Origin of the sequence: Pseudomonas sp. RtIB026, assembly GCF_016861355.2 — a bacterium.
Classification (GTDB): domain Bacteria; phylum Pseudomonadota; class Gammaproteobacteria; order Pseudomonadales; family Pseudomonadaceae; genus Aquipseudomonas; species Aquipseudomonas peradeniyensis.
This window is the reverse complement of the sequence record NZ_AP023348.2, coordinates 1,301,968-1,326,816: the sequence shown is the minus strand read 5'-3', so window position 1 is coordinate 1,326,816 and position 24,849 is coordinate 1,301,968. Positions and strand designations below refer to the sequence as shown.

Annotated in this window: 20 protein-coding genes and 2 pseudogenes; 5 read left to right on the top strand and 17 right to left on the bottom strand. The window is 64.3% G+C overall.

Annotation, left to right across the window (positions count from 1 at the left end; translation table 11 throughout):
* Window positions 1-69 precede the first annotated feature (69 nt).
* The 13 genes and pseudogenes from PRtIB026_RS26580 to PRtIB026_RS05900 all read right to left on the bottom strand — a co-directional run.
* A pseudogene (locus PRtIB026_RS26580) lies at window positions 70-585 on the bottom strand (methyl-accepting chemotaxis protein); the annotation flags it as partial.
* Window positions 586-975: 390 nt separating this feature from the next.
* Window positions 976-1,188: pseudogene (locus tag PRtIB026_RS26575) on the bottom strand (methyl-accepting chemotaxis protein); the annotation flags it as partial.
* Between the two features lie 1,123 nt (window positions 1,189-2,311).
* A complete protein-coding gene (locus PRtIB026_RS05950) occupies window positions 2,312-3,604 on the bottom strand; it encodes an adenylosuccinate synthase (RefSeq protein ID WP_028688256.1) in 1,293 nt (430 codons plus the stop codon).
* 55 nt (window positions 3,605-3,659) lie between these two features.
* A complete protein-coding gene (locus PRtIB026_RS05945; RefSeq protein WP_110734905.1) occupies window positions 3,660-4,847 on the bottom strand; it encodes an ATP phosphoribosyltransferase regulatory subunit in 1,188 nt (395 codons plus the stop codon).
* A gap of 292 nt (window positions 4,848-5,139) precedes the next feature.
* Window positions 5,140-6,009 carry a protease modulator HflC gene (hflC, locus tag PRtIB026_RS05940; RefSeq protein ID WP_203648182.1) on the bottom strand — a complete coding sequence of 290 codons (870 nt, stop codon included), beginning with the start codon at window positions 6,007-6,009 and terminating at the stop codon, window positions 5,140-5,142.
* Window positions 6,009-7,193 (bottom strand): FtsH protease activity modulator HflK, encoded by a 1,185-nt coding sequence (gene hflK / locus PRtIB026_RS05935; protein ID WP_110734900.1) that lies wholly within the window; start codon window positions 7,191-7,193, stop codon window positions 6,009-6,011. The genes hflC and hflK overlap by 1 nt, the downstream gene beginning before the upstream one ends.
* Window positions 7,194-7,289: 96 nt before the next feature.
* On the bottom strand, window positions 7,290-8,591 hold the full coding sequence (hflX, locus tag PRtIB026_RS05930) for a ribosome rescue GTPase HflX (protein ID WP_023629895.1): 1,302 nt from the start codon (window positions 8,589-8,591) through the stop codon (window positions 7,290-7,292).
* A gap of 18 nt (window positions 8,592-8,609) precedes the next feature.
* Window positions 8,610-8,870: an RNA chaperone Hfq gene (gene hfq / locus PRtIB026_RS05925; RefSeq protein WP_203648183.1), complete on the bottom strand. Its 261-nt coding sequence runs from the start codon at window positions 8,868-8,870 to the stop codon at window positions 8,610-8,612.
* A 93-nt stretch (window positions 8,871-8,963) separates the two neighbouring features.
* Complete coding sequence (gene miaA / locus PRtIB026_RS05920; protein WP_203648184.1) at window positions 8,964-9,935, bottom strand: tRNA (adenosine(37)-N6)-dimethylallyltransferase MiaA; 972 nt, start codon at window positions 9,933-9,935, stop codon at window positions 8,964-8,966.
* A 1-nt stretch (window position 9,936) separates the two neighbouring features.
* Entirely contained in the window at window positions 9,937-11,838 is a 1,902-nt protein-coding gene (gene mutL / locus PRtIB026_RS05915) for a DNA mismatch repair endonuclease MutL (protein ID WP_203648185.1), read from the bottom strand.
* Entirely contained in the window at window positions 11,835-13,277 is a 1,443-nt protein-coding gene (locus PRtIB026_RS05910; RefSeq protein WP_420713625.1) for an N-acetylmuramoyl-L-alanine amidase, read from the bottom strand. The genes mutL and PRtIB026_RS05910 overlap by 4 nt, the downstream gene beginning before the upstream one ends.
* A complete protein-coding gene (tsaE, locus tag PRtIB026_RS05905) occupies window positions 13,278-13,730 on the bottom strand; it encodes a tRNA (adenosine(37)-N6)-threonylcarbamoyltransferase complex ATPase subunit type 1 TsaE (protein WP_420713658.1) in 453 nt (150 codons plus the stop codon).
* An 8-nt stretch (window positions 13,731-13,738) separates the two neighbouring features.
* Window positions 13,739-14,590 (bottom strand): NAD(P)H-hydrate dehydratase, encoded by an 852-nt coding sequence (locus PRtIB026_RS05900; protein ID WP_203648188.1) that lies wholly within the window; start codon window positions 14,588-14,590, stop codon window positions 13,739-13,741.
* Window positions 14,591-14,654: 64 nt separating this feature from the next.
* On the opposite strand from PRtIB026_RS05900, the gene queG reads away from it, so the two are divergent.
* Window positions 14,655-15,719, top strand: coding sequence for a tRNA epoxyqueuosine(34) reductase QueG (gene queG / locus PRtIB026_RS05895; RefSeq protein ID WP_232857398.1), 1,065 nt, complete (start codon window positions 14,655-14,657; stop codon window positions 15,717-15,719).
* A gap of 686 nt (window positions 15,720-16,405) precedes the next feature.
* Window positions 16,406-17,584 (top strand): integrase core domain-containing protein, encoded by a 1,179-nt coding sequence (locus tag PRtIB026_RS05890; RefSeq protein WP_203647529.1) that lies wholly within the window; start codon window positions 16,406-16,408, stop codon window positions 17,582-17,584.
* A gap of 367 nt (window positions 17,585-17,951) precedes the next feature.
* Here PRtIB026_RS05890 and PRtIB026_RS05885 read toward each other — a convergent pair whose 3' ends face one another.
* Together PRtIB026_RS05885 and orn are read right to left on the bottom strand one after the other, a co-directional pair.
* A complete protein-coding gene (locus PRtIB026_RS05885) occupies window positions 17,952-18,563 on the bottom strand; it encodes a trimeric intracellular cation channel family protein (RefSeq protein WP_203648189.1) in 612 nt (203 codons plus the stop codon).
* Window positions 18,564-18,655: 92 nt separating this feature from the next.
* Window positions 18,656-19,198, bottom strand: coding sequence for an oligoribonuclease (orn, locus tag PRtIB026_RS05880; protein ID WP_203648190.1), 543 nt, complete (start codon window positions 19,196-19,198; stop codon window positions 18,656-18,658).
* Between the two features lie 109 nt (window positions 19,199-19,307).
* On the opposite strand from orn, the gene rsgA reads away from it, so the two are divergent.
* Complete coding sequence (rsgA, locus tag PRtIB026_RS05875; RefSeq protein WP_203648191.1) at window positions 19,308-20,339, top strand: small ribosomal subunit biogenesis GTPase RsgA; 1,032 nt, start codon at window positions 19,308-19,310, stop codon at window positions 20,337-20,339.
* A 145-nt stretch (window positions 20,340-20,484) separates the two neighbouring features.
* Window positions 20,485-20,964, top strand: coding sequence for a molecular chaperone Tir (locus tag PRtIB026_RS05870; RefSeq protein ID WP_203648192.1), 480 nt, complete (start codon window positions 20,485-20,487; stop codon window positions 20,962-20,964).
* A gap of 330 nt (window positions 20,965-21,294) precedes the next feature.
* Here PRtIB026_RS05870 and motB read toward each other — a convergent pair whose 3' ends face one another.
* Window positions 21,295-22,311 (bottom strand): flagellar motor protein MotB, encoded by a 1,017-nt coding sequence (gene motB, locus PRtIB026_RS05865; protein WP_203648193.1) that lies wholly within the window; start codon window positions 22,309-22,311, stop codon window positions 21,295-21,297.
* A 3-nt stretch (window positions 22,312-22,314) separates the two neighbouring features.
* Window positions 22,315-23,166, bottom strand: coding sequence for a flagellar motor stator protein MotA (gene motA / locus PRtIB026_RS05860; protein WP_023630652.1), 852 nt, complete (start codon window positions 23,164-23,166; stop codon window positions 22,315-22,317).
* Between the two features lie 130 nt (window positions 23,167-23,296).
* On the opposite strand from motA, the gene PRtIB026_RS05855 reads away from it, so the two are divergent.
* The gene (locus PRtIB026_RS05855) at window positions 23,297-24,832 is read left to right on the top strand and encodes an HDOD domain-containing protein (protein ID WP_203648194.1); all 1,536 of its coding nucleotides are present in this window, start codon (window positions 23,297-23,299) and stop codon (window positions 24,830-24,832) included.
* The last annotated feature ends 17 nt before the right edge of the window (window positions 24,833-24,849 follow it).

Sequence of the window (24,849 nt, the reverse complement as noted above, 5' to 3'; positions counted from 1 at the left end):
TCGGCAGGGCTTTTTCATGGGCGTTCGGCAACGGACATTGCCCAACGCAGGCGCTATAAAGGAGCAATATCAGGCCCTGAACTGCCCCAGGCTGGCCCGCAACTGCGCCGCCAGGTCGTCCAGCACCTTGCTGCTGGCCGTGGTCTGCATCACTACCTCGGCCGAACGCTCAGCCTGGGCATGGATGTTCTCCACCCGCCCACGTACCGCCTGCGCGCCATTGGCCTGCTGCTCCGCCGCACGGGTGGCCAGGCCGATCGCCGCATGCACCTGTTCCACTGCCGCCTGCACCGACTGCTGGCGCCGCTCGTTGTCGCGCAGCACCAGCAGGCCCTCGCTGGCCTGGCGCCCAGCCTGGCTGATGGTCGCCACCGCCTCCTTGGCCCCCTGCTGCAAGGCGGCGATATGCGACTGGATATCCCCGGTCGAACTCTGCGTCTTGCTCGCCAGCGCCCGCACCTCGTCGGCCACCACGGCGAAGCCGCGCCCGGTTTCCCCGGCCCGCGCCGCCTCGATGGCGGCGTTCAGCGCCAACAGATTGGTCTGCTCGGCGATACCATGGATCACCGTCAACACCACCTCGATCTGTTCGCTCTGCTTGGCCAGCCGCTCGATCACCTGGGAGCCGGTCTGTACCTCACCGGCCAGGTTCTCGATCAACCGCGCCAGCTGGGTAGAGGCGCGGCTGTTCTCATCGGTGGCCTGGCGAATGTCCACCACCTGCTGCAACGCCGCCTGCATGGCATGGCTCTCGGCCTGGGCCTCGTCGGCCATGCTCGACAGGTCGCGCAGGCTGGCCGCCACTTCGTCGCGCTGCAGCGCAGCGGCAGCATCGGCCCCCGCGTTGCGCTGGGCCATGCTGCCGATCTCCACGCCAGTGCGCTGTGCCACCTCACCGGCCTCGCGAACGATGGGCTGGAGCTTGTCGACGAAGCGGTTGACCGCCGAGGCCATGTCACCGATCTCGTCACGGCTGTCGAGCTTGACCCGCTTGGTCAGGTCGCCCTCGCCCGCGGCCAGGTCGTTCAGCGCGGCGATCAGCAGGCCGAGCTTGCTCAGTACCCGGCGCCCGAGCACCACCGCCACCACCAGCAGCACGCCCAACCCGACCAGCACCAGGCCCAGCCCGATGCGCCAGCGCAGCTCGGCGGCGGCATCGCGCACGGTCTGCGCGGTATTGGCCTGCATCGCCGTGGCGCTGTTCTGGGCCGTCTCCAACCGCGCGCGCAGGGCCTTGCCGCTGTCGGCGGCGGCAGCCACCAGGCTGTCGCCGACCAGTTGCTCGCCGCTGGCGATCAGTGCGGCGAAGCGCTGGTCGAGGGCCTTGAGCTCCTGGTCGACGCCCGCGGTGGAGACGCCCATCAGCACCTTGCCGATCTCGGCACCGTTGGGGTTGATCGAGGCCTCGACGTAGTACACCGACGGGTCCTTGCGTGCGGCATCCAGCACCTTGTCCAGCGCCCGCTCGCCCTGCCCCTTGTCCATCAACGCCTGGTTGATCGGGTTCTGCCGGTTGAGGTAGCGGGTCAGGTGCTGGCCCTGGGCGTCGTCATAGATGACGAACAGCACGTTGGGATTGCGCTGGGCACGGCGGGCGAAGTCCGACAGCGTCGGCACGTCGTTGTCCCAGATCGCCCGCGGCGCTACCGAGGCCAGCAGCTCGGCCATGTCGTTGGCCGAATCCTTGAGGTTCTTTTCCAAGGTGGCGCGCAATTGCTGCTGCTCGGCCTGCAGCCGCTCGGAAAGGCCGGCGCTTAGGCGCTGGCGGGTACTGGCCGACAGGCTGTCGAGCCCGGCGCGGACATCCTGCCCGGCCTGCTCGAGTTCGGCGGCCAGTTTCTGGCTGTCGTTGCCCAGGCGCGCCCCCAAATCGGCCTCCAGGGCGGTGACCGTGCTCCGTGTCAGTGCAACGGCGACCAGCACCTGCACCAGAAGAGCGATACCAAGCGCAACAAACACAGGCCGCAAGAGGCGGCTTCGTAACAGTGAAAGGATGGCAGACACGTTGTAACCCTCGTGTTTCTGGCGCCATTACTTTGATGGCATCATCAGAAGCTTCTTACAGCAAGGGTTGTGCCGAAGGCAGCAGGTAAAAATGCCAGGTCGGGCGGCATCTGTACCTGTGACAGAGTTGAAAGCAAAGCAACATCTCTGTGGGAGCGGGTTTACCCGCGAATGCAATGCTGGATTCGCCGCCGCATTCGCGGGTAAACCCGCTCCCACAGAGACTCGACAGTACTGCCATACAGAAACAAAAACGCCGCGTTCCCTTGCGGGAACGCGGCGTTCAATCAGCTACCGAAGCGGCCGATCAGGCAAACGGATGACGCAGCACGATGGTCTCGTTGCGGTCCGGGCCGGTCGAGATGATGTCGATCGGCGCGCCGACCAGCTCCTCGATACGCTTGATGTAGTTGCGCGCGGCTTGCGGCAGCTCTTCCAGGGTTTTCACGCCCAGGGTCGACTCGCTCCAGCCCGGCATCTCTTCGTACACCGGCTCCAGGCCGATGTAGCTGTCGGCATCGGACGGCGCGTCGATGACGGCACCGTTCTCGTTCTTGTAGCCAACGCAGATGTTGATGGTTTCCAGGCCGTCCAGTACGTCCAGCTTGGTCAGGCAGATGCCCGAGATGCTGTTGACGTCGATGGCGCGACGCAGGATGACGGCGTCGAACCAGCCGCAACGACGGGCGCGGCCGGTAGTCGAGCCGAACTCGTGACCACGCTTGGCCAGGGTGGCGCCGGTCTCGTCGAACAGTTCGGTCGGGAACGGACCGGAACCGACGCGAGTGGTGTACGCCTTGGTGATGCCCAGGATGTAGTCCAGGTACATCGGGCCAACGCCGGAACCGGTGGAGATGCCGCCGGCGGTGGTGTTGGAGCTGGTGACGTACGGGTAGGTACCGTGGTCGATGTCCAGCAGCGAGCCCTGGGCGCCTTCGAACATGATGTCCTTGCCGGCGCGGCGCAGGTTGTGCAGTTCGGCGGTGACGTCGAGCATCATCGGCTTGAGCTGCTCGGCGTAGGCCATGCACTCGTCCAGGGTCTGCTGGAAGTCGATGGCCGGCTCTTTGTAGTAGTTCACCAGCTGGAAGTTGTGGTAGTCCAGCAGCTCACCGAGCTTGGCGGCGAAACGCTCGCGGTGGAACAGGTCGCCGACGCGCAGGCCGCGACGGGCCACCTTGTCTTCGTAGGCCGGGCCGATGCCACGACCGGTGGTGCCGATCTTGGCTTCGCCACGGGCCTTCTCACGGGCCTGGTCGAGGGCCACATGGTACGACAGGATCAGCGGGGCGGCCGGGCTGATGCGCAGGCGCTCGCGCACTGGCACGCCCTTCTCTTCCAGCTTGGTGATTTCACGCATCAGGGCGTCAGGAGCAACGACCACGCCGTTGCCGATCAGGCACTGCACGCCTTCACGCAGGATGCCAGAGGGAATCAGGTGCAGAACGGTCTTCTCACCGTTGATCACCAGGGTGTGGCCCGCGTTGTGGCCACCTTGGTAGCGCACTACGGCGGCAGCATGTTCGGTCAGCAGATCGACGATCTTGCCTTTGCCCTCATCACCCCACTGGGTGCCCAGGACGACGACATTCTTACCCATAACACTTGTCCTCATTCACGCAACTTGGTTGCCGGCCCACTGCCGGCGAAGAATCTCAATGGGTCAGCGGCAGAACCTGCCAGCGCCCGTCTTGCTGAATCAATTGCCGATCACAATCCGCTTCGAAGGCAGCACTCAACGGCTGGCCAGGCAGGGCCTGGACCACACGCTGGCCTTCGTTGCGCAACTGGCAGACTTGCTGCCAGAGGGCCGCATCGCTGCTGTCGGGCATCCAGATGCCGCCAGCAGGCAATACGACCTCCGCTCGCCCCAGTGTGACCAGGGTCTTCAAATCCGTGGAGAATCCGGTGGCCGGGCGTGCCCGGCCGAAATCGGCGCCGATGTCGTCGTAGCGACCGCCCTGGGCGATCGACTGACCTTCGCCCGGCACGAACACCGCGAACACCACGCCGGTGTGATAGTTGTAGCCGCGCAGCTCGCCGAGGTCGAAGTACAACGGCAGGTCCGGGTAGCGCGACGCCAGGCGATCAGCGATCGCCAGCAGGTCGTCCAGCGCCGCCAGCACGCTGGCCGGGGCACGGCCCAGGCGCACACGGGCCTCGGCCAGCACTTCACGGCCGCCGCACAACTCGACCAGGGCGCGCAGCATGTTGCCCAGGTCCTTCGGCAGGTCGGCGGTGAGCGCCTGCACTTCGTCGACCGCCTTGCGCTGCAGGGCGTCGAACAGCTGCTGCTCGACCGCGCCAGACAGGTTGGCGGCGCGGGCCAGGCCGCGGTAGATACCGACGTGGCCAAGGTCCATGTGCACATCCGGCACATCGGTCAGCTGCAGCGTGGCGAGCATCAGGCTGATGACCTCGACATCACTGGTGGGGCTGGCGTCGCCGTACAGCTCGGCGCCCAGTTGGATCGGGCTGCGCGAGGTGGACAGGGCACGCGGTTGCGCGTGCAGCACGCTGCCGGCGTAGCACAGGCGGCTCGGGCCTTCACGGCGCAAGGTGTGGGCGTCGATACGCGCCACCTGCGGGGTGAAGTCGGCACGGAAGCCCATCAGGCGGCCGGACTGTGGGTCGACGACCTTGAAGGTGCGCTGGTCCAGGTCCTGGCCGGCGCCGGTGAGCAGCGACTCCAGGTACTCGATATGCGGCGTGACGACCAGTTCGTAACCCCAACTCTGGAACAGGTCCAACACCTGACGTCGCGCGATCTCGATGCGCGCGGCCTCAGGTGGCAGTACTTCCTCGATGCCATCTGGCAGCAGCCAGCGGTCTACCGTTGCCATTACGCCATTTCCCCTCTGGTCCGGGCGGCCTGCCCGCAGGCGAGCCGTGAGTAAAGCAGGCGTTGGCGCACAATAGCGGGCAGCACCGATCCCAGCGCAACCACCGTACCCAACACCCTCGAATTGCCTTGCGTCCTGACCAAACCGTCAACAAGCCATGGGCCGATCAACCTTGCAGACGCAAAAAAGCCGGGAATTTCCCGGCTGCCGCATCATACACCCCTTTTCATTCAGGATGCACCCCGCCTGGCATTTTAGCTGCCAGACGGGGCGCCCCGTCATGAGAGCAGCATCAGGGCTTGCTCTTGTCCAGGTAACGGAAGAACTCGTTCTTCGGGTCCAGGACCAGTACGTCGCTCTTGCTCGAGAAGCTCTCGCGGTAGGCCTGCAGGCTACGGTGGAACGCATAGAAATCAGCGTCCTGGCTGTAGGCCTTGGCGTAGATGGAGGCCGCCTGGGCGTCGCCATCACCGCGGGTCTCTTCCGCTTCACGATACGCCTCGGCCAGCAGCACGCGGCGCTGACGGTCGGCGTCGGCACGAATACCTTCGGCCAGCTCGTTACCCTTGGCGCGGTGCTCGCGAGCCTCACGCTCACGCTCGGTGCTCATGCGGTCGAACACGCTACGGTTGACTTCCTTCGGCAGGTCGATGGCCTTGACGCGAACGTCGACCACTTCGATACCCAGCTCCTTGCTGGCCATGCGGTTCAGCGAAGCGGTGATGTCAGCCATCAACGCGTCACGCTCACCGGACACCACTTCGTGCAGGGTGCGTTTACCGAACTGGTCACGCAGGCCGCTTTCCAGACGACGCGACAGACGCTCGTCGGCGATCTGCTTCATGCCCGAGGTCGCGGTGTAGAAGCGCTCGGCGTCCTTGACCCGCCACTTGGCGTAGGCATCGACCATCACCGCCTTCTTCTCCAGGGTCAGGAAACGCTGGGTCGGGGCGTCGAGGGTCATCAGGCGGGCATCGAACTTGCGCACCTGGTTCACGTACGGCACCTTCACGTGCAGGCCGGGCTGGACATCAGCCTTGACCACGCGGCCGAACTGCAGCAATACCGCGCGCTCGGTCTGCGAGACGATGTAGAAGCAGTTCCAGGCGACGATCGCCAGCACCACGGCGCCAATCAGGGCGAACAGCGATTTATTGCTCATCAGCGGCTCTCCCTGGAACGCAGCGGCGGTTGTTGTTGCAGGTCCTGCGCGGCACGTGCGGCGGCGTCGTTGACCGACGGCGAAACTCCGCTGACCGGCGCTGGCGTGCTGTTGCGGCTGCCTTCGACCATCTTGTCCAGTGGCAGGTAGAGCAGGTTGTTCTGCCCGTCCTTGGTCGCCACCATGACCTTGCTGGAGTTGCTGTACACCTCCTGCATGGTTTCCAGGTACAGACGCTGACGGGTCACGTCCGGCGCCTTGCGGTACTCGGCAACCAGCTTGGTGAAGCGATCGGCCTCACCCTTGGCACGGGCGATTACCTCATCGCGGTAGCCATTGGCGTCCTCGATGATGCGCTGCGCCTGACCGCGGGCCTCGGGCACCACGCCGTTGGCGTAGGACTCGGCCTGGTTGCGCGCACGCTGTTCGTCTTCACGGGCACGGATCACGTCGTCGAAGGCTTCCTGTACTTCACGCGGAGCTGCCGCGCTCTGCACGTTGACCTGGGTGACGGTGATACCGGTGCGGTAGGTGTCGAGGAAACGCTGCAGACGCTCGCGGATGTCCACGGCCATCTGCTCGCGGCCTTCGGTCAGCACCTGGTCCATCGAGGTGGAACCCACCACGTGGCGCAGGGCGCTGTCGGTCGCATGCTGCAGGCTGACTTCCGGCTGGTCGACGTTGAGCACGAAGTCCTGCAGGTTGCTGATGCGGTACTGCACGGTCAGCGGCACCTCGACGATGTTCTCGTCTTCGGTGAGCATCTGGCCCTGCTTGGTGTAAGCCCGCTCGCGAGTCACGTTTTCCATGTACTTGCGGTCGATCGGCGGGAAGTAGATGTTCAGGCCGGGACCGACGGTCTCGTAGTACTTGCCGAAGCGCAGCACCACGGCCTGCTCCTGCTCGTCCACCACGTACACGGCGTTGTACAGCCAGATGGCCGCCAGCACCGCCAGGCCGATACCCAGCAAGCCATAGCTGCCGCCCTTGCCGATATTGCGGTCGCCACCGCCACCGCGTTTCTTGCCACTGCCGAACATGCCGTTCAGGCTGTCCTGCAGCTTGCGGAAGGCCTCGTCGAGATCCGGTGGACCTTTCTTGTCGCCACCACCGCCGCCGCCGTTACGGCGACCGCCCCAGGGATCCTGATTGTTCGAGTTGCCACCCGGCTCGTTCCAAGCCATAGCGCTCTCCATCTGATAAAGCAAAGACGCGCCCACGGCGCGCCGTCCAATGCTACAGAATGCCTGTCACCGCTGCCCGACGACCTCGACGGGCATTTATTGCAAAGTGTGTTGCTCGACAAACACTTGCGGCTCCATGCCTTCGCGGCTGACCAGGCGATTCAACTCGACCCTGGGCAGTCGCACGCTCAGCAGGCTGCGCCCTTCTTCATCATGCTCTTCACTCTGCACGGCACCCAGGGCAAAGAATTGCGCGCGCAGGCGGGCAAACCGTTGCTCCAGGCACAGGGTTCCGACATACAGGTCGTCCCCCAGCAACTCGGCAATCGCCTGGCCAACCAGCTCCAGGCCTCGACCATCGCGTGCCGATACCCAGACCCGCTGCGGCTTGCCATCGGCATCGCGCTGGATCTGCGGCTCGACATCTTCGAGCAGGTCGAGTTTGTTATAGACCTCGAGGATCGGCAAGCTCTCGGCCCCGATCTCACCCAATACCGCCAGCACCTGCTCGATCTGCTCCATGCGCTCGGGCTCATGGGCGTCGATCACGTGCAGCAGCAGGTCGGAGTTGCTCGACTCTTCGAGCGTAGCCCGAAATGCCTCGACCAGCTTGTGCGGCAGGTGGCGAATGAAGCCCACGGTGTCGGCCAGCACGATCGGTCCCAGGTCGGCCAGTTCGAGCCGGCGCAAGGTCGGGTCGAGGGTGGCGAACAACTGGTCCGCGGCATACACGTCGGATTGCGTCAGGGCGTTGAACAAGGTCGACTTGCCGGCGTTGGTGTAGCCCACCAGCGAAACCGACGGAATGTCCGCGCGTTTGCGCCCGCGACGGGCCTGCTCACGCTGGCTGCGCACCTTCTCAAGGCGTGCCTTGATCTGGCGCAGACGCACCCGCAGCAGGCGGCGGTCGGTTTCCAGCTGGGTCTCGCCCGGGCCGCGCAGGCCAATACCACCTTTCTGTCGCTCAAGGTGGGTCCAGCCGCGCACCAGCCGCGTGCTCATGTGCTCGAGCTGGGCCAGTTCGACCTGCAGCTTGCCTTCGTGAGTACGCGCCCGTTGGGCGAAGATATCGAGAATCAGCCCGGTACGGTCCAGCACGCGACACTCGAAGACACGTTCGAGGTTGCGTTCCTGGCTGGGCGTGAGGGTGTGATTGAAAATCACCAGATCGGCTTCGGCCGAATGGACCAGGTCGCGTAGCTCCTCGACCTTGCCGCTGCCGATCAGAAACTTGGCGGTGGGCTGATGCCGCGCCACTGTTACCAGCGAAACGATATCGGCTCCGGCCGACAGCGCCAGCTCCTGAAACTCCTGCGGGTCTTCGCGCGCCTCAGGGTTCTGACCTTCCAAGTGAACGAGCAGCGCTCGCTCACCACCACCGTGGCGCTCAAAGAACAATGCAGGCTCCTACTATTTTCAAGCGTTGCCTGGCTCGCTGTCACCGTGCTCGGCATCGGTCGGGCTTGGCAGGCGAACCGGACGTGCCGGGACGACGGTCGAAATGGCGTGCTTGTAGACCATCTGGCTGACGGTATTCTTCAGCAGCACGACGAACTGGTCGAAGGATTCGATCTGGCCCTGCAGCTTGATCCCGTTGACCAGATAGATCGAAACCGGGACTTTTTCTTTTCTCAAGGTGTTCAAGTAAGGGTCTTGTAGCGAATGCCCTTTTGACATATGCCGCACTCCTGTAAGGATCAATAGTAGAAAAACTGGAAATTCGATGATTCATGCCGTTTTTCGTAAGAATAGACGGCTATAAGCAGGGACTCAGCTCAATATGGAGACGGCCCCAAGGTATTTCAAGGTGCGGGACAGATTGTCGCAGGCCAGGCTATCCAGCCAGTGCACGCCTTCCCAGCCGCGCAACCAGGTGAACTGCCGCTTGGCCAGCTGGCGCGTGGCAATGATACCGCGTTCACGCATCTCATTCTCAGTCAGCTGACCGTCGAGATAATCCCAGACCTGTCGATAGCCCACTGCCCGTATAGACGGCAGCCCCGCGTGCAAGTCACTTCTGGCACGCAGCGATCGGACCTCATCGACGAAGCCCTGTTCCAGCATCTGCGAAAATCGTAGCGCAATTCGCTGATGCAAAATGTGACGATCTGTAGGAGCAATCGCCAAACTCGCGACAGTATAGGGCAAATGCCCGTTCGCGCCTGCGTCTGCGTCGCGACTTTCCGCGAATTGACGCTGGCGGTGGGCGGTCATGCTCTCGCCGCTCACCCGGTATACCTCGAGCGCGCGGATAAGACGCTGCGGGTCATTCGGATGGATGCGCGCGGCTGATTCCGGGTCGACTTCGGCCAGTTGCCGATGCAATTCAGCCAGCCCCAGCGCACTTGCCTGCGCCTCGAGCTCGGCGCGCACGGCGGCGTCGGCCGGTGGCATGTCAGCCAGACCATCGACCAGGGCCTTGTAATAGAGCATGGTGCCGCCCACCAGCAGCGGGATCTTGCCGCGCGCGGTGATCTCGGCCATGGCTTCAAGGGCGTCGGTGCAGAACTGCTTGGCCGAATAGCTTTCGACCGGGTCAAGAATGTCGATCAGCCGATGCGGATGAGCGGCCAGGATCTCTTTCGAAGGTTTGGCAGTGCCAATATCCATGCCGCGATAGACCAACGCCGAATCGACGCTGATCAGCTCGCAGGGCAGCACCTGGGTCAGCTCGATGGCAAGGTCGGTCTTGCCGGCCGCAGTCGGTCCCATGAGGAATATCGCCGGGGGTTTTGCGCTCATCTTATCGGCCCCGCAGGAACAGCTTGTCCAGGTCGTCCAGGCCCATCTGGGTCCAGGTCGGCCGGCCATGGTTGCACTGGCCGCTGCGCTCGGTGTTCTCCATGTCGCGCAGCAGCGCGTTCATCTCCGGGATGGCCAGGCGCCGATTGGCGCGCACCGCGCCGTGGCAGGCCATGGTCCCGAGCAGTTCGTTCAGGTGCGCCTGGATACGGTCGCTGGTGCCGTATTCCATCAGGTCGGCAAGCACGTCCTGGACCAGACGGTTAGCCTCGGCCTGCTTGAGCAGCGCCGGGATCTGGCGGATCGCCAGGGTTTCCGGGCCCAGGCGCTGCAGCTCGAAGCCCAGGCGCTGGAACCACTGGGCGTGCTCCTCGGCGCAATCGGCCTCGCGCTGGCTCAGCGCCAGCGACTCGGGCACCAGCAGCGGCTGGCCGCTCAGGCCCTCGCTGGCCATGGCCACCTTCAGACGCTCGTACATGATCCGCTCATGGGCGGCGTGCATGTCCACCAGCACCAGGCCGACGGCGTTCTCGGCAAGGATATAGATACCCTTGAGCTGCGCCAGGGCGTAGCCCAGCGGCGGGATGTCGCCCTGGCTTTCCGGCAGCGCGTTTGGCGTGGCGGTAGCGTTGTCCAGCGGCGCGTAGAACTCGCGGTAGACCGCCTGGGCCTCGCCGACGTTGACCGGCTGCGCGGGGCGCGGGGTGTACTGGTACTGATAGCCGGCGCCAGAACCGCCGGAGGAAAAGGCCGGCCGCGCCTCGCCCTGGGGCTGCTCGAGCACTGGCGAGGCCAGGCGCATCTCGCCCTGCGGGCCGAACTCGCCGGCCTGCAGACCGCTAGGGCGAAGCATCTCGCTGGTCGCGGCGGGCGCGGCGAGCTGGTCCTCCGGACGCACGTCGGCCAGGGCGCGGTGCAGGGTGCCATAAAGGAAGTCGTGGACCGTGCGCCCTTCGCGGAAGCGCACCTCGTGCTTGGTCGGGTGTACGTTGACGTCCACCCCGGTCGGGTCGCACTCGAGGAACAGTACGAAAGTCGGGTGCCGGCCATTGAACAGCACGTCGCGATAGGCCTGGCGCACCGCGTGGGCGACCAGCTTGTCGCGCACGGCGCGGCCATTGACGAAGAAGTACTGCAGGTCGGCCTGGCTGCGCGAGAAGGTCGGCAGGCCGACCCAGCCCCACAGCCGCAGGCCGTTGCGCTCGACGTCGATCGGCAGCGCTTGTTCGAGGAAGCCCGGACCACAGATGGTGCCCACGCGTCGCGCGCGGGCCATCTCGTCGGCTGCTTCGTGCAGGCTGAAGATGGTCTTGCCGTTGTGGCGCAGGTGGAAGCCGACATCAAAGCGCGCCAGCGCCAGGCGCCGGATCACTTCCTGCAGGTGATCGAACTCGGTCTTCTCGGCCTTGAGAAACTTGCGTCGGGCCGGGGTGTTGAAAAACAGGTCGCGCACTTCGACCGAGGTGCCGACCGGATGCGCGGCAGGCTGCACCCGCGGCGTCATCTCGCGCCCTTCGGTTTCCACCTGCCAGGCTTCGCTGGCGTCGGCGGTACGCGAGGTCAGGGTCAGGCGCGCCACCGAGCTGATCGAGGCCAGGGCCTCGCCGCGAAAACCGAGGCTGAGCACGCCTTCGAGGTCCTCCAGTTCGCGGATCTTGCTGGTGGCGTGGCGCGCGAGGGCCAGCGGCAGGTCGTCCGGGGCGATGCCGCTGCCGTTGTCGCGCACCCGCAGCAACTTCACGCCACCCTGCTCGACCTCGACCTCGATGCGCCGGGCACCGGAGTCGAGGCTGTTTTCCAGCAGCTCCTTGGCCACCGACGCGGGGCGCTCGACCACCTCGCCGGCGGCGATCTGGTTGGCCAGCCGCGGGCTGAGCAGCTGGATACGCGAACCGCCACTCATTGCTGGGACGCCAGGGCGGTGGTGGGGATATCCAGGTGCTGGCCGACCTTCAGCTCGTCGGTTTTCAGGCTGTTGCTGCTGCGCAGGCTGGCGACACTGACCTGGTAGCGCACCGCGATCATCGCCAGGGTCTCGCCGGGACGCACGGTGTGCTCACGCGGCCCCTGGGCGATCTTGCCGCTGTCGCGCAGCCAGGCGATGTAGGTGCCCGGTGGCGGGTTCTGCTGGAAGAACTGGCGCACGCCGGTGTGGATCGAGCGCGCCAGTGCCTGCTGGTGGCTACGTGTCGCCAGCTTGGCGGCCTCGTTGGCGTTGGAGATGAAGCCGGTCTCGACCAGGATCGACGGAATGTCCGGCGATTTCAGCACCATGAACCCGGCCTGTTCCACACGTTGCTTGTGCAACGGCGTAACCCGGCCCATGTTGCCCAGCACCTTCTGGCCGACGTTGAGGCTGGAGCTGAGGGTGGCGGTCATCGACAGGTCGAGCAGCACACCGGCCAGCATGCGGTCCTTGTCGTCGAGGCTGACGTTGCCGGCACCGCCGATCAAGTCGGAGCGGTTTTCCGTGTCGGCCAGCCAACGGGCGGTCTCGGAGGTGGCGCCACGGTCGGACAGGGCGAACACCGAGGCGCCGAAGGCGGCCTTGGACGGCGCGGCGTCGGCGTGGATCGAGACGAACAGGTCGGCGCCCTTCTTGCGGGCGATCTCGGTGCGCTTGCGCAGCGGGATGAAGTAGTCGCCGGTACGGGTCAGCTCGGCGCGGTAGCCCTTCTCGGAGTTGATCTGGCGCTGCAGCTCCTTGGCGATATCCAGCACGATGTCTTTCTCGTGCTGGCCGCGCGAGCCGGACGCGCCCGGGTCTTCGCCACCGTGACCGGCGTCGATGGCGACCACGATGTCACGCTTGCCGGCCGGCGCCGGCGGCAGCTTGATCGCCGGCTGCGCCGGGGTGACCGGCACCGCCGGCGTGGTGGCCGGAGGCTGCGGCGTCGGTGGCGGGGTCGGGTTGCTGGCGGCGATAGCGTCAGCTTCCTGGTCGTACAGGTCGACCACCAGGCGGTTGCCGTACTGGGCGTTCGGCGCCAGGACGAAGCTTTTGGGCGAGACGGCCTTTTTCAGGTCGACCACCACCCGCAGGTCGGTGGGCGTGCGTTGGGCCGAGCGCACGCTGGTGATCGGCGTGTTCGAGGTGGAAACGTTCAGCGGCGCACCCAGCGTGGCGCCGTTGATGTCGATCACCAGGCGATCGGGTGCGGTCAGGGTGAAGACGCTGTGCTGCACAGGCCCGGACAGGTCGAAGACCAGCCGCGTGTTGTCCGGAGCGCGCCACAGGCGCATGCTCTTGACTTGAGTGACGGCCAGAGCGTCAACGGTCACCGCGGTCAGCAGCAGCCCAACGACGGCGACCAGTGCGCGTATGCGCATACCTTTCCCCACTTACTGTTTGAATTCTTTGGCCAGAACGGCACACCAGGCTTCGCCGCGTGCCCCCTGCGGCGACAGGTTCAGCGAACGTCCGCCCGCTTGCGGGCTTATGGTAATGGTCAGGTCGGGCTTTGGCAAAACGCCCGCGCCTTTATCCGGCCATTCGAACAGACACAGCGCATCGCCCTCGAAATAGTCGCGAATGCCCAGGTACTCGAGCTCCTCCGGATCGACCAGACGATAGAGGTCGAAATGGAAGGCGCGGATGTCGCCGATCTCGTAGGGTTCGACCACGGTGAAAGTCGGGCTTTTCACCGGGCCGTCGTGGCCCAGGCCGCGGATCAGGCCACGGGACAGCGTGGTCTTGCCGGCGCCCAGGTCGCCTTCGAGAAAGATCACGCCATGACCTTTGGTCACTTCGGCCAGCTTGGCGCCAAAGGCGACGGTGGCTGGCTCGTCGGCCAGAAACAGGGTTACACCTGACACGCTGAATGCTCCTCCAATAACGCTCTAATGACCGGGACCAGATCACTGGCCGCCAGCCCTCTACCTTTGACACCCTGGCGCTCGCCCGCGCAGGCATGCAACCATACCCCCAGGCACGCGGCCTGCCAGGCGTCCAGCCCCTGGGCCAGCAACGCCGCCAGCACACCGGTAAGCACATCGCCCAACCCGGCACCAGCCATGGCCGGGTGCCCTCGCCCGCACTGCGCCAGTTGCCCGGCCGGGTCGGCCACCAGCGTGCCCGCGCCCTTGAGCACGCAGACGCTAGCGTAGCGCCGCGCCAGCTTGCGCGCGGCGCCCGGCCGGTCGGCCTGCACCGCCTCGGTGGAGATGCCCAGCAGCCGCGCCGCCTCGCCCGGGTGCGGGGTGAGGATGCTGCCGCTGGGCAACGCCAGTGGCGCAGCGGCCAGCAGATTGAGGGCGTCGGCGTCCCACACCTGCGGCAGGTGCGCATGGCTCACCGCCGACAGCAGGCTGCGGCCCCAGGCCGCCTGGCCCAGGCCGGGACCGACCACCAGCACCGAGGCCCGTGCGAGCGGGCCAAGCAGCTGGTTGGCTGAGCTCACGCCCTGCCACATCACCTCCGGCAGGCGGGCCAGCCCTGCGCCGACGTGCTCGGCACGGGTCGCCACGCTGACCAGGCCGGCGCCGCAACGCAGCGCTGCCTCACTGCTGAGCATCACTGCGCCGCCGGTGCCCAGGTCGCCGCCAATCACCAGCACATGGCCGAAATCGCCCTTGTGGGCATCGGCGGCGCGGGGCGGCAGCCCGGCCAAGGTCAGGCTACTCAGCAGTAATGGGGGGTGTTTGGTCTGAGGCATGGGGTCAAAGGCTCCGATGTCTGGCAGAATTATACGCACCTCCGCTCGTAATGCTTGTTCATCCATGTCCGCCAATCTCCCAGACATCGCCACACTGGCCCAATCGATCAAGGATTGGGGCCGCGAACTCGGTTTTGCCCATGTCGGCATCGCCGGCGTCGACCTTGGCGAGCACGAACAGCACCTGCAGCGCTGGCTGGCTGCCGGCTACAACGGCGAGATGGAGTACATGGGCGACCATGGCCACAAGCGCTCGCGCCCGGCCGAGCTGATCCCCGGCACGCTGCGGGTGCTTTCGCTGCGCATGGACTACCTGCCCGGCGACACGCAGATGGCCAAGCGCCTGGCGGAGCCGGAAAAGGCCTACATCTCGCGCTACGCCCTGGGCCGCGATTACCACAAGCTGGTGCGCAAACGCGTGCAGCACTTCGCCGATCGCATCCAGGAGGCCATCGGCCCCTTTGGCTACCGTGCCTTCGTCGACAGCGCCCCGGTGCTGGAGAAGGCCCTGGCCCAGGAGGCCGGCCTGGGCTGGATCGGCAAGAACACCCTGTTGCTCAACCGCAAGGCCGGCAGCTATTTCTTCCTGGCCGAGCTGTTCGTCGACCTGCCGCTGCCGATTGATGGCGTGCAAGGTAGCGACCATTGCGGGCGCTGCCAGGCGTGCCTGGACATCTGTCCGACCCAGGCTTTTGTTGGGCCTTACCAGCTCGATGCGCGGCGTTGCATTTCGTACCTGACTATCGAATTGCGCGGTGCCATTCCACTGGAACTGCGGCCATTGATTGGTAACCGGGTGTTCGGTTGCGACGATTGCCAGATCGTCTGTCCTTGGAACCGTTTCGCCAAGACCACAACCGAAGACGACTTCATGCCCCGCCGGGGGCTGGACAATATCGAGCTGGCCGAGCTGTTCCTGTGGGATGAAAAGCGTTTTCTCGGCTGCACCGAGGGTTCGCCCCTGCGGCGGGCGGGGTATGAGCGGTTTTTGCGTAACCTGGCGGTGGGGCTGGGGAATGCGCCTTCGACCATTCCCGTCTTGGAAGCGCTCAACGCGCGGCGGGATGATCCTTCGGAGCTGGTACGCGAGCACGTGGAGTGGGCGCTGGCTCGCCACGACGCCCTTTGACGCTTGCTGCCTTTGGCTTTTGCTTTTGCGATCAGAAGATTAACCCCGCAGCCCACTAGCGACAGCTGCGCCATCCCAGGCGCCGCCCGTAACTTCGCGACTTCAGGAGGCCGAACGCAGGCCTTGCGGAGGGAGGTGACGGGCATGGAGCCCGTCAAGCGCTGGGGCCCAGGATGGGCCCTGCAGCGCGGTCCTCCCGGGAGCAAGGCCGGAGTGAGGGGACCCGGAGCGAAGCGTAGGGCCGGATGAATGGAGCGAGGATTTTTTGGTTCCTTTTTGATCCTTCAAAAAGGGACTCGCCGTAAGGGCGAAAAGGTGACTGTGCGTCAGTATAGCTAATGAATGTGCTTACAACTGTAAAAACCCACACCGATCGCATTTGACTTTGACTTTGACTTTGACTTTGACTTTGACTTTGACTTTGACTTTGACTTTGACTTTGACTTTGACTTTGACTTTGACTTTGACTTTGACTTTTAAATAGTCTGTTTTAAAAGTTATATGCGCATTCATTTGCGATGGTGACGCAAAGTCACCTTTCCGCCCTTACGGCGGGTCCCTTTTTGAAGGATCAAAAAGGAACCAAAAAATCCTCGCGGTATGACTCACCCACATGGGTTACAAATCAGTTCACGCACATAGGTAACAGTCTTTAACTGGCAGGGTCGGTTTTCGAGGATCTGACCATGCCTTGGCGAGAGCTGAAACCTATGGACCTGAAAATGCTTTTCATCGCGGATTACCTACAGGGGGCGCCCAGCTTCAGCGCCCTGTGCCAGGCCTACGAGATCAGCCGAAAGACCGGCTACAAATGGGTCGAGCGATATGAGAAAGAGGGGCCTTCGGGGCTGGAAGAACGCAGCCGCCGCCGGTTGACCCAGGACTGGATCGTGCCTGTTGCAGTTCGCGAAGCCATTATCGAACTGCGCAGTCGAGGCGAAACGGAACCGGGTCCGAAAAAGATCCAGGCTGCGCTGCAGGAGCGTTTCCCTGATCAGGCGCCGCCGTCGAAGACAGCGATCTACAACATCCTCAAGAAGGCCGAGTTGGTCAAACCACGCCGCTTACGTCAGCGGGTAGCGGTCTATCCCAAGCCCCTGGAGAAGGCAGAGTCGCCTAACCAACTGTTCAGTGCGGACTACAAAGGCCAATTTCTGACAGGTGCAGGCGTCTGGTGCTATCCGCTGACGATCATGGATCACGCCAGTCGCTTCCTGCTCGCCTGCCACAGCATGCCCAACACCAATCTTCTGGAAACGCAGGCCGTTTTCACCCAAGTGTTCCGGGAGAATGGCCTGCCTGAGCGGATTCGTACCGATAACGGTGTGCCGTTTGCCAGTAAGGGGCGTGCGGGACTTTCCCAGCTGTCGATCTGGTGGCTGCGTCTAGGCATCATTCCCGAGCGCATTGCGCCTGGTCGGCCTGAACAAAATGGCCGCCACGAACGCATGCATCGGACGCTCAAAAGCACGCTACCATCGCCGCCGGCAGTGGCCTGGGAGGCTCAACAACGGCACTTTGATCGCTTCCGGCAGCACTACAATCACGAGCGCTTGCATGAAGCGTTGAAGCAGAAAACACCGGCGTCTTGCTACCAACCCTCGCCGCGCCCATTCCCTGAAAAACTCCCCGAGATGACCTATCCCAGCCATATTGAGAGCTTGCCAGCGGATAGCTGCGGCATCATCAACCGCCGCGGCTTGAGGATCTACGTAGGTTATGTGCTCAAGCACCAGACCATTGGCCTGGAGCAGGTTGGGGATGGCGTCTGGGATGTTATTTTCGGTCCCATCATCCTTGGCAGGGTCGATGTGCGAGATGCCACTGATGGTTATGTAACACTCAAGGTGTTGTCACCTATGTGAGTGAACTTTTGTGTAACCCATGTGGGTGACCCGTACATCGCTCCATTCATCCGGCCCCTACGCTTCGCTCCGGGGTTCCCTCGCTCCGTTCTTGCTCCCGGGAGGACCGCGCTGAACGCCCCATCCTGGGGCGCAGCGCTTGACGGGCATCCATGCCCGTCACCTCCCTCCGCAAGAACTCCGCTCGGCCTCCTGAAGTCGCAATTGGCGTCGCCTGAACTATCGCGCACTTAGAAGCAAGATCAAGATCAAGATCAACAGACATGAACCAACTATTGGACCACTGGCAGTGTAGTTAAGTTATAAGCTCCCGGCGACCAGCCGACTCCCACAGGGATAACCGAACCCCTCAAAGCCCAGCGCTAATTTACTGTTGATCATTGTAATGAAATTTCGGCATCTCCCAATGAAACCGAATAGCCAACAACCGCACCAGAAAACCACCAAACAGCGTCAGCAACATGGCCTGCTCCGCCGGCACGTTGAAGTAAACACACCCCAGGTAGAACCAAGCCGCCGCGAACGACACACTGGCATAGAGCTCACGCCGAAACACCAGCGGAATATCGTTGCAGAAGATATCCCGCAGGATGCCACCAAACACCCCGGTGATTACCCCGCTGATCGAAGCGACCAGGAACCCCTGCCCCATTTCCAGAGCAGTCATGCAACCAATCAGGGTGAACGCCACAAGCCCCAGGGCGTCGAGCACCAGGAACAGCGACCGCAGGTGGCGCATCAAGGGCGCGATGAAGATGGTCAGCAGCGCCGCGAAACTGGTCAGCACCAGGTACTCCGGATGCTTCACCCAGGTCAGCGGGTAATGCCCGAGCAGCACGTCGCGCACCGAGCCGCCACCGAGCGCGGTAACGCAGGCGATCAGCACCACGCCGAACCAGTCCATGCCGCGACGGCCGGCGGACAGGGCGCCAGTCATGGCTTCGGCGGTGATGGCGATGAGGTAGAGCATCAGCAACATGGTGCAGGTCCGTGCGGGAAAGGCGCGCAGTCTACCCAGTCGCGCGGGGCACCAAAAGGGGGCGCGCCGACGATCGTCGGCGCACGGCAAGGTCAGACCTTGATGAAGTGCTCGCGATAGTGGCGCAGCTCACCAATCGACTCGCGGATGTCATCCAGCGCCAGGTGGGTGCTGCCCTTCTTGAAGCTGTCGCGCACATCCGGCGCCCAGCGTGCGGCCAGCTCCTTGAGCGTGGAGACATCGAGGTTGCGATAGTGGAAGTAGTTTTCCAGTTCACGCATGTGGCGATAGAGAAAACGGCGGTCCTGGCAGATGCTGTTGCCACAGATCGGCGACTTGCCCTTCGGCACCCACTGCTCGAGGAAAGCGATGGTCTGCGCCTCGGCCTGCGCCATGCTCACCTTGCTCTCGCGCACACGCTGGGTCAGGCCCGAGGCGCCGTGGGTGCGGGTGTTCCACTCGTCCATGCGCGCCAGCACCTCATCGCTGTGATGAATGGCGATCACCGGGCCTTCGGCCAGGGTGTTCAGCTCGCTGTCGGTGACGATGGTGGCCATCTCGATGATGACGTCGTTGTCCGGATCCAGGCCGGTCATCTCCAGATCGATCCAGATCAGGTTCTGTGGGTTCTGCATGAAAAGGCTCCTCGAATAGCCCGTCATATTAGCCTAGCAGGGCGGCTCGTGGGCACGCCGTGCTAAACTGCCCGCCGTTTTCTTTCTGCCCCGCCGACACGGAACCCTCATGGCCAAACGCCAGCTCAACCGCCGCCAGAACTGGCGCATCGAAAAGATCCAGGGCGAGCGCGCCGCCCGCGCCGCCAAACGCGAGCAGCACGTGCTGCAGGAGCTGGAAGGTGGCGACCTGGGGCCTGAGCAGCTTGGCCTGGTGATCGCCCACTTCGGCGTGCAGGTCGAGGTCGAGGCCCAGGACGGCGAGGCCGCCGGCCAGGTCTTCCGCTGCCACCTGCGGGCCAACCTGCCGGCGTTGGTCACCGGCGACCGCGTGGTCTGGCGCGCCGGCAACCAGGGGATCGGCGTGATCGTCGCGCAGATGCCGCGCAGCACCGAGCTGTGCCGACCGAACAACCACGGCCAGCTCAAGCCGGTAGCGGCCAACGTCGACCTGATCGTCATCGTCTTCGCCCCGGCGCCCGAGCCGCACCCCAACCTGATCGACCGCTACCTGGTAGCCGCCGAGCATGCCGGTATCCGCCCGCTGCTGCTGCTGAACAAGGCCGACCTGATCGACGACGAGAACGGTCCGACCCTCCATGCGATGCTCGAGGTCTACCGTGGCCTGGGCTACCCGCTGCTGGAGGTCTCGGCCCACCACGGCGATGGCATGCAGCGCCTGCAGGAGACCCTCGACGGCCATATCAGCGTGTTCGTCGGCCAATCCGGCGTGGGCAAATCCTCGCTGGTCAACAGCCTGCTGCCCGCCGCCGACACGCGCGTTGGCGACCTGTCGGAGTGGTCCGGCCAGGGTACCCATACCACCACCACGGCACGGCTGTACCACTTCCCCAACGGTGGTGACCTGATCGACTCGCCGGGCATCCGCGAGTTCGGCCTGATGCACGTCAGCCGCGATGATGTCGAGGATGGTTTTATCGAATTCCGCGAACTGATCGGCCACTGTCGCTTTCGCGACTGCAAACATGATCGCGAGCCCGGTTGCGCGCTGCTCAAGGCTCTGGAGGACGGCAGCGTCACCCAGCAGCGGATGAACAGTTACCGTTCGATCATCGCCAGCCTGCCTGAAGACACCTACTGATTGGCAGGTTTGCCTGCCTAGATCGTAGGAAATTTTACCGTAGCAGGTAGGACCGCTCCGGTTTTGCGGTCACCTATTGTCCCTATCCCTGCTTTCCCTGATGGTCATGCCTTGTCGTCGGCATTGATCAGGGAGGGCAACAAGGATGCCGGTTTTCATCAGTTACCGCCGGGATGAGCGGCTCGATGCCTTCATCCTTAATGAACGCCTGCTGCTCGAAGGCATTCCCACCCAACTGGTGCCCTTCGACAGTGAAGGGCAGACCCTGGACGACCTGCATGGCGGCTTCTGCCAGCACATGGCCGATGCCACCCACTGGATCGGCGTGCTGTCCGAGCACACCGTCGACGACTGGTGGACGGCCTGGTTGCTGGGCGCTGCAGCCATGGCCAATCGCCGGGTGAGTTTCTATCACGCAGGTACCGGCGAGCTGCCGGAGTGCCTTGGCAGATGGCCGGCAATGCGCGAGCGGGAGCATATCGAGCTGTTCGTGCGGGCCTACCACGACGAGCAGACCTTTGGCCGCGCCATGGCCTCGATGGCCCGGAGCGGGAGCGTATCGGACAGGGACAACGCGGATTTCTTCCACGCAGACCTCAAGGCCAAGATCAGGCGGGGTTTCTGAGCGCGCCGGGGCAGGCTTTTGGGCGATCGCCCAGCCCTTCGGGCTACGTTATCGCGCAGGGAACTGTCCCCTGTGGGAGCGGGTTCACCCGTGAACACCGGCGCAGCCGGTGCCATACACCGCGCTGGATTCTTCGCGGCGGTGCGGCGGTCCGATAAACCCGCCCCCACAGGGTCGAGCTAAATCAATGAGTTACGGTTTGTTCCATGAGAGAGGGCTTGGCCCGACACCGGAAAAGCCGGTGCCCTACACCGCATCGCGGGGCAAGCCCGCTCCCACGCTGAACGTGATGCTGGCAATGAAAAAGGGCCGCGATGCGGCCCCTGTCATTTACTGGTCCTTGGCCTCGTCCATCTTCAACACGCCATCCTCGAAGATGTTCAGCTTCTGGCGCAGCTCGCGCGGCTGCATCGGCGCGTCGCCCGGCGCCGCGGCGGCCCCGGGTGCGGCGTCCGCAGGCGGTGTTGCAGTGGCCGGTGGCGTGGCCTCCGGCGCACCCTGCTCACCCTCGATATCGCGCTGGGCCTTCTTGGTCAGGACGATGATATCGATGCGGCGGTTTACCGGGTTGAACGGATTGGCCCGGTCGAACAGCGACGACGAGGCATAGCCGACCACCCGCGCCACCTGCTCATCCGGATAGCCGCCAGCAACCAGGGCACGACGCGCGGCGTTGGCGCGGTTGGCCGACAGTTCCCAGTTGCCGAAGTCGCCGGTGCCGGAATACGGCTTGGCGTCGGTGTGGCCACTGATGCTGATCTTGTTCGGCACCGCCTTGATGGTGTCGGCCATGGCCAGCAGGATGTCCTCGAAATACGGCTGCAACCGCGCGCTGCCGAGGTCGAACATCGGCCGGTTCTCGGCGTCCATGATCTGGATGCGCAGGCCGTCCTGGGTGATCTCGAACAGGATCTGGTCCTTGAACTTCTGCAACTGCGGGTTTTCCTCGACCTTGTTCTGCAGCTCCTGCAGCAGCAGCTCGAGACGCTCGCGCTCGACCTGCTCGGCCATGGTCTCGACCTGGTCCTTGTCCAGCTGGATGCTGGTGTCAGGCGTCGGCTCCGACTTGGTTTCCGGGTTGATGGTCTTTTCCGGCGCCAGTTGCGGCGAGCCGCCCAGGTCAATGATGTAGGGCGTGCCGCTCTCGGAGAAGCCAATCGGATCCTTGAAGTAACCGGCGATGGCGATCTTCTGCTCGGGCGTGGCCGTCGACAGCAGCCAGAGCACCAGGAAGAACGCCATCATCGCCGTGGCGAAGTCGGCGAAGGCGATTTTCCAGGCGCCGCCGTGATGGCCGTCGCCAAAGCGCTTGACGCGCTTGACGATGATGGGCTGATTGTTCTCCATGGCTTAGCGACCGCGTACTGCTTGTTCCAGCTCGGCAAAGCTCGGGCGGTGCGCCGGGTACAGCACCTTGCGACCGAACTCGACCGCCAGCGACGGCGGCATGCCGGAGGCCGAGGCCACCAGCGAGGCCTTGATCGCCTCGTAGACGTTCAGTTCCTCTTTCGCATCGTGGCGCAGGGCGTTGGCCAGCGGGCCGAAGAAGCCGTAGGCGGCGAGAATACCGAAGAAGGTACCGACCAGCGCCGCGCCCACGTGCAGGCCGATGGACTTCTGGTCGCCATCACCCAGCGAGGCCATGGTCACCACGATACCCAGTACCGCCGCGACGATACCGAAGCCGGGCATGCCGTCGGCGATGCCGGTCACCGCGTGGGACGGGTGCTCCAGCTCCTCCTTCATGCTCAGCAGCTCCATGTCGAACAGGCCTTCGAGCTCATGGGGCGCCATGTTGCCGGTGGACATGATCCGCAGGTAATCGCAGATGAACGCGGTCATGCGCTCATCACCCAGCACGGCCGGATACTTGGCGAAGATCGGGCTGGCCGCGGCGTCCTCGATGTCGCCCTCGATCGCCATCATGCCTTCACGACGGCTCTTGTTGAGGATCTCGTACACCAGGCCCAGCACCTCGAGGTAGAAGGTGTGGGTGAAGCGGGTGCCGAACATCTTCAGCGACTTCTTGATTACATGCATGGTCATGTAACCAGGGTTGGCCTGGAGGAACGCACCAAAGGCCGCGCCGCCGATGATCAGCACTTCGAACGGCTGGATCAGTGCCGCGATCTTGCCGTGGGAAAGCACGTAGCCGCCGAGCACGCTCGCGAATACGACGATGATGCCGATAATTTTAGCCATAAGTTGGAAGCACTTGCTGTCGTGGTCAGGGTAGGGAACGGAAGCTTGAAAACTCTTCTTCTACTTATCGGCAGAACTGCGCCAGACTATAGCCACTCATTGCGAAAAGCCAGTTCGGACTGATGTCAATATGCCAATTGAAACCAAGGTACCAACTCAGGTCCCGACGAGCCTGGAGGGCTGGATAAAGCTGCTCGACGGGGTCCGCGTGCCGGTCCCGAAAGAGAGCCATGACCGCGTTCTGCAGGCCATCAACGACAGTCGCCGCTCCCTGCGCGACATAGCCGAACTGATGCAGGACAGCCCCGCGCTGGTGCTGTGCGTGATGCGCGAGGCCAACCATTCGGCCAATGCCAGCCAGGCCGAGCCAGCTGAAAGTCTGGAAATTGCCCTCAACCGCCTGGGCCTGGCCCGTATCAGCCAACTGCTGGCACGCTTGCCAGCGGTGCCCGGCGACGACATTCCACCGGTACTGCGCCAGTTCCTGCTGATCAGCCAGCATGCCACCCAGCAGGCCAATGGCCTGTTCGCCAGCCGCCTGGCACGGCTGTGGCAGGAGATCCACTGGGGCAGCCTGCTGTTCCTCTCGCCGCTGTGGCCCCTGGCCCTGGCCTACCCCAAGCTGCTCGACACCTGGGAACTGCGGGTGATCCACAAGGGCGAGGACGCTGCCGTGGTCGAGCGGGAGCTGTTCGGGGTGCGCCTGATGCAGCTGTGCCGAAGCCTGGCCGAACACTGGCGCCTGCCCGAATGGGTCATCCAGGGCTACCGCCTGCTGCTCGAAGAACGCGAGCAGCTCGCCCAGGTGCTGAACATCGCCCGCGAGCAGGACCCGCTGGTCCAGCAGCAGCGCCTGGACGACGAACCGGCCCTGCGCCGCTGGTTCAACCAGCCGCCCAACACCGTGCTGCTGGCCAACGGCCTGGCCCTGGCGGCCCAGGTCGGCTGGGACAACCCGCACCTGCTGCGCTGGCAGCTGCTCACCGCGCTGTACCTGCAGACCACCCTGGACGATGTCCAGCAGCAGGTCCACCAACAGGCTGCGGCCAGTGCCCGCCATCACGCCCGGCATGCGCTGTTCCACCCGGCCGAGGCGCTGATCTGGCCCTGGCACCAGCGCCGGCCGCACCCGGACATGCTCACGCCGCCACCGCCCAGCACCGAGGACCTCGGCCGTTGGCGTGCGCTGTGCCAGGAACTGCTGGCCCAGCCCAGCCCGTTCAGCAACGCCGTGCACCTGGCCACCCAGGCCCGCGACGCCCTGCTGGCCTGTGGCATGCAGCGCATCATGCTGCTGAGCCTGGACAAGGCCACCGACTATCTGCGCGTGCAGCAGACCGCCGGCCTGCCGCAAGAGGCCGCCGCCATGGCGTTGCCCGTCGCGCAGAACAAATTGTTGCAAAAGTTGATGGCAAAAGCCGGCCAACTGCGCCTGACGCCCGACAACCATGGCCAGTTCAGCGCCCTGCTGCCGGCACCGCTACGCGCCTTCTTTCGCGGCGAGCACCTGTTGCTGCGCTCGCTGGCGGTGGGCGACCAGGTGCTGATGCTGGCGGTGGCCGACCAGGACGGCAAGCCACTGGCCGATGTCAGCGTGCATGCGTTCGGCAAGACCGCGCAATGCGTTGAACGCGCCCTCGCCGTGTTTGCCACCCGCAATGCCTGACCCTTGCGCTACAATCG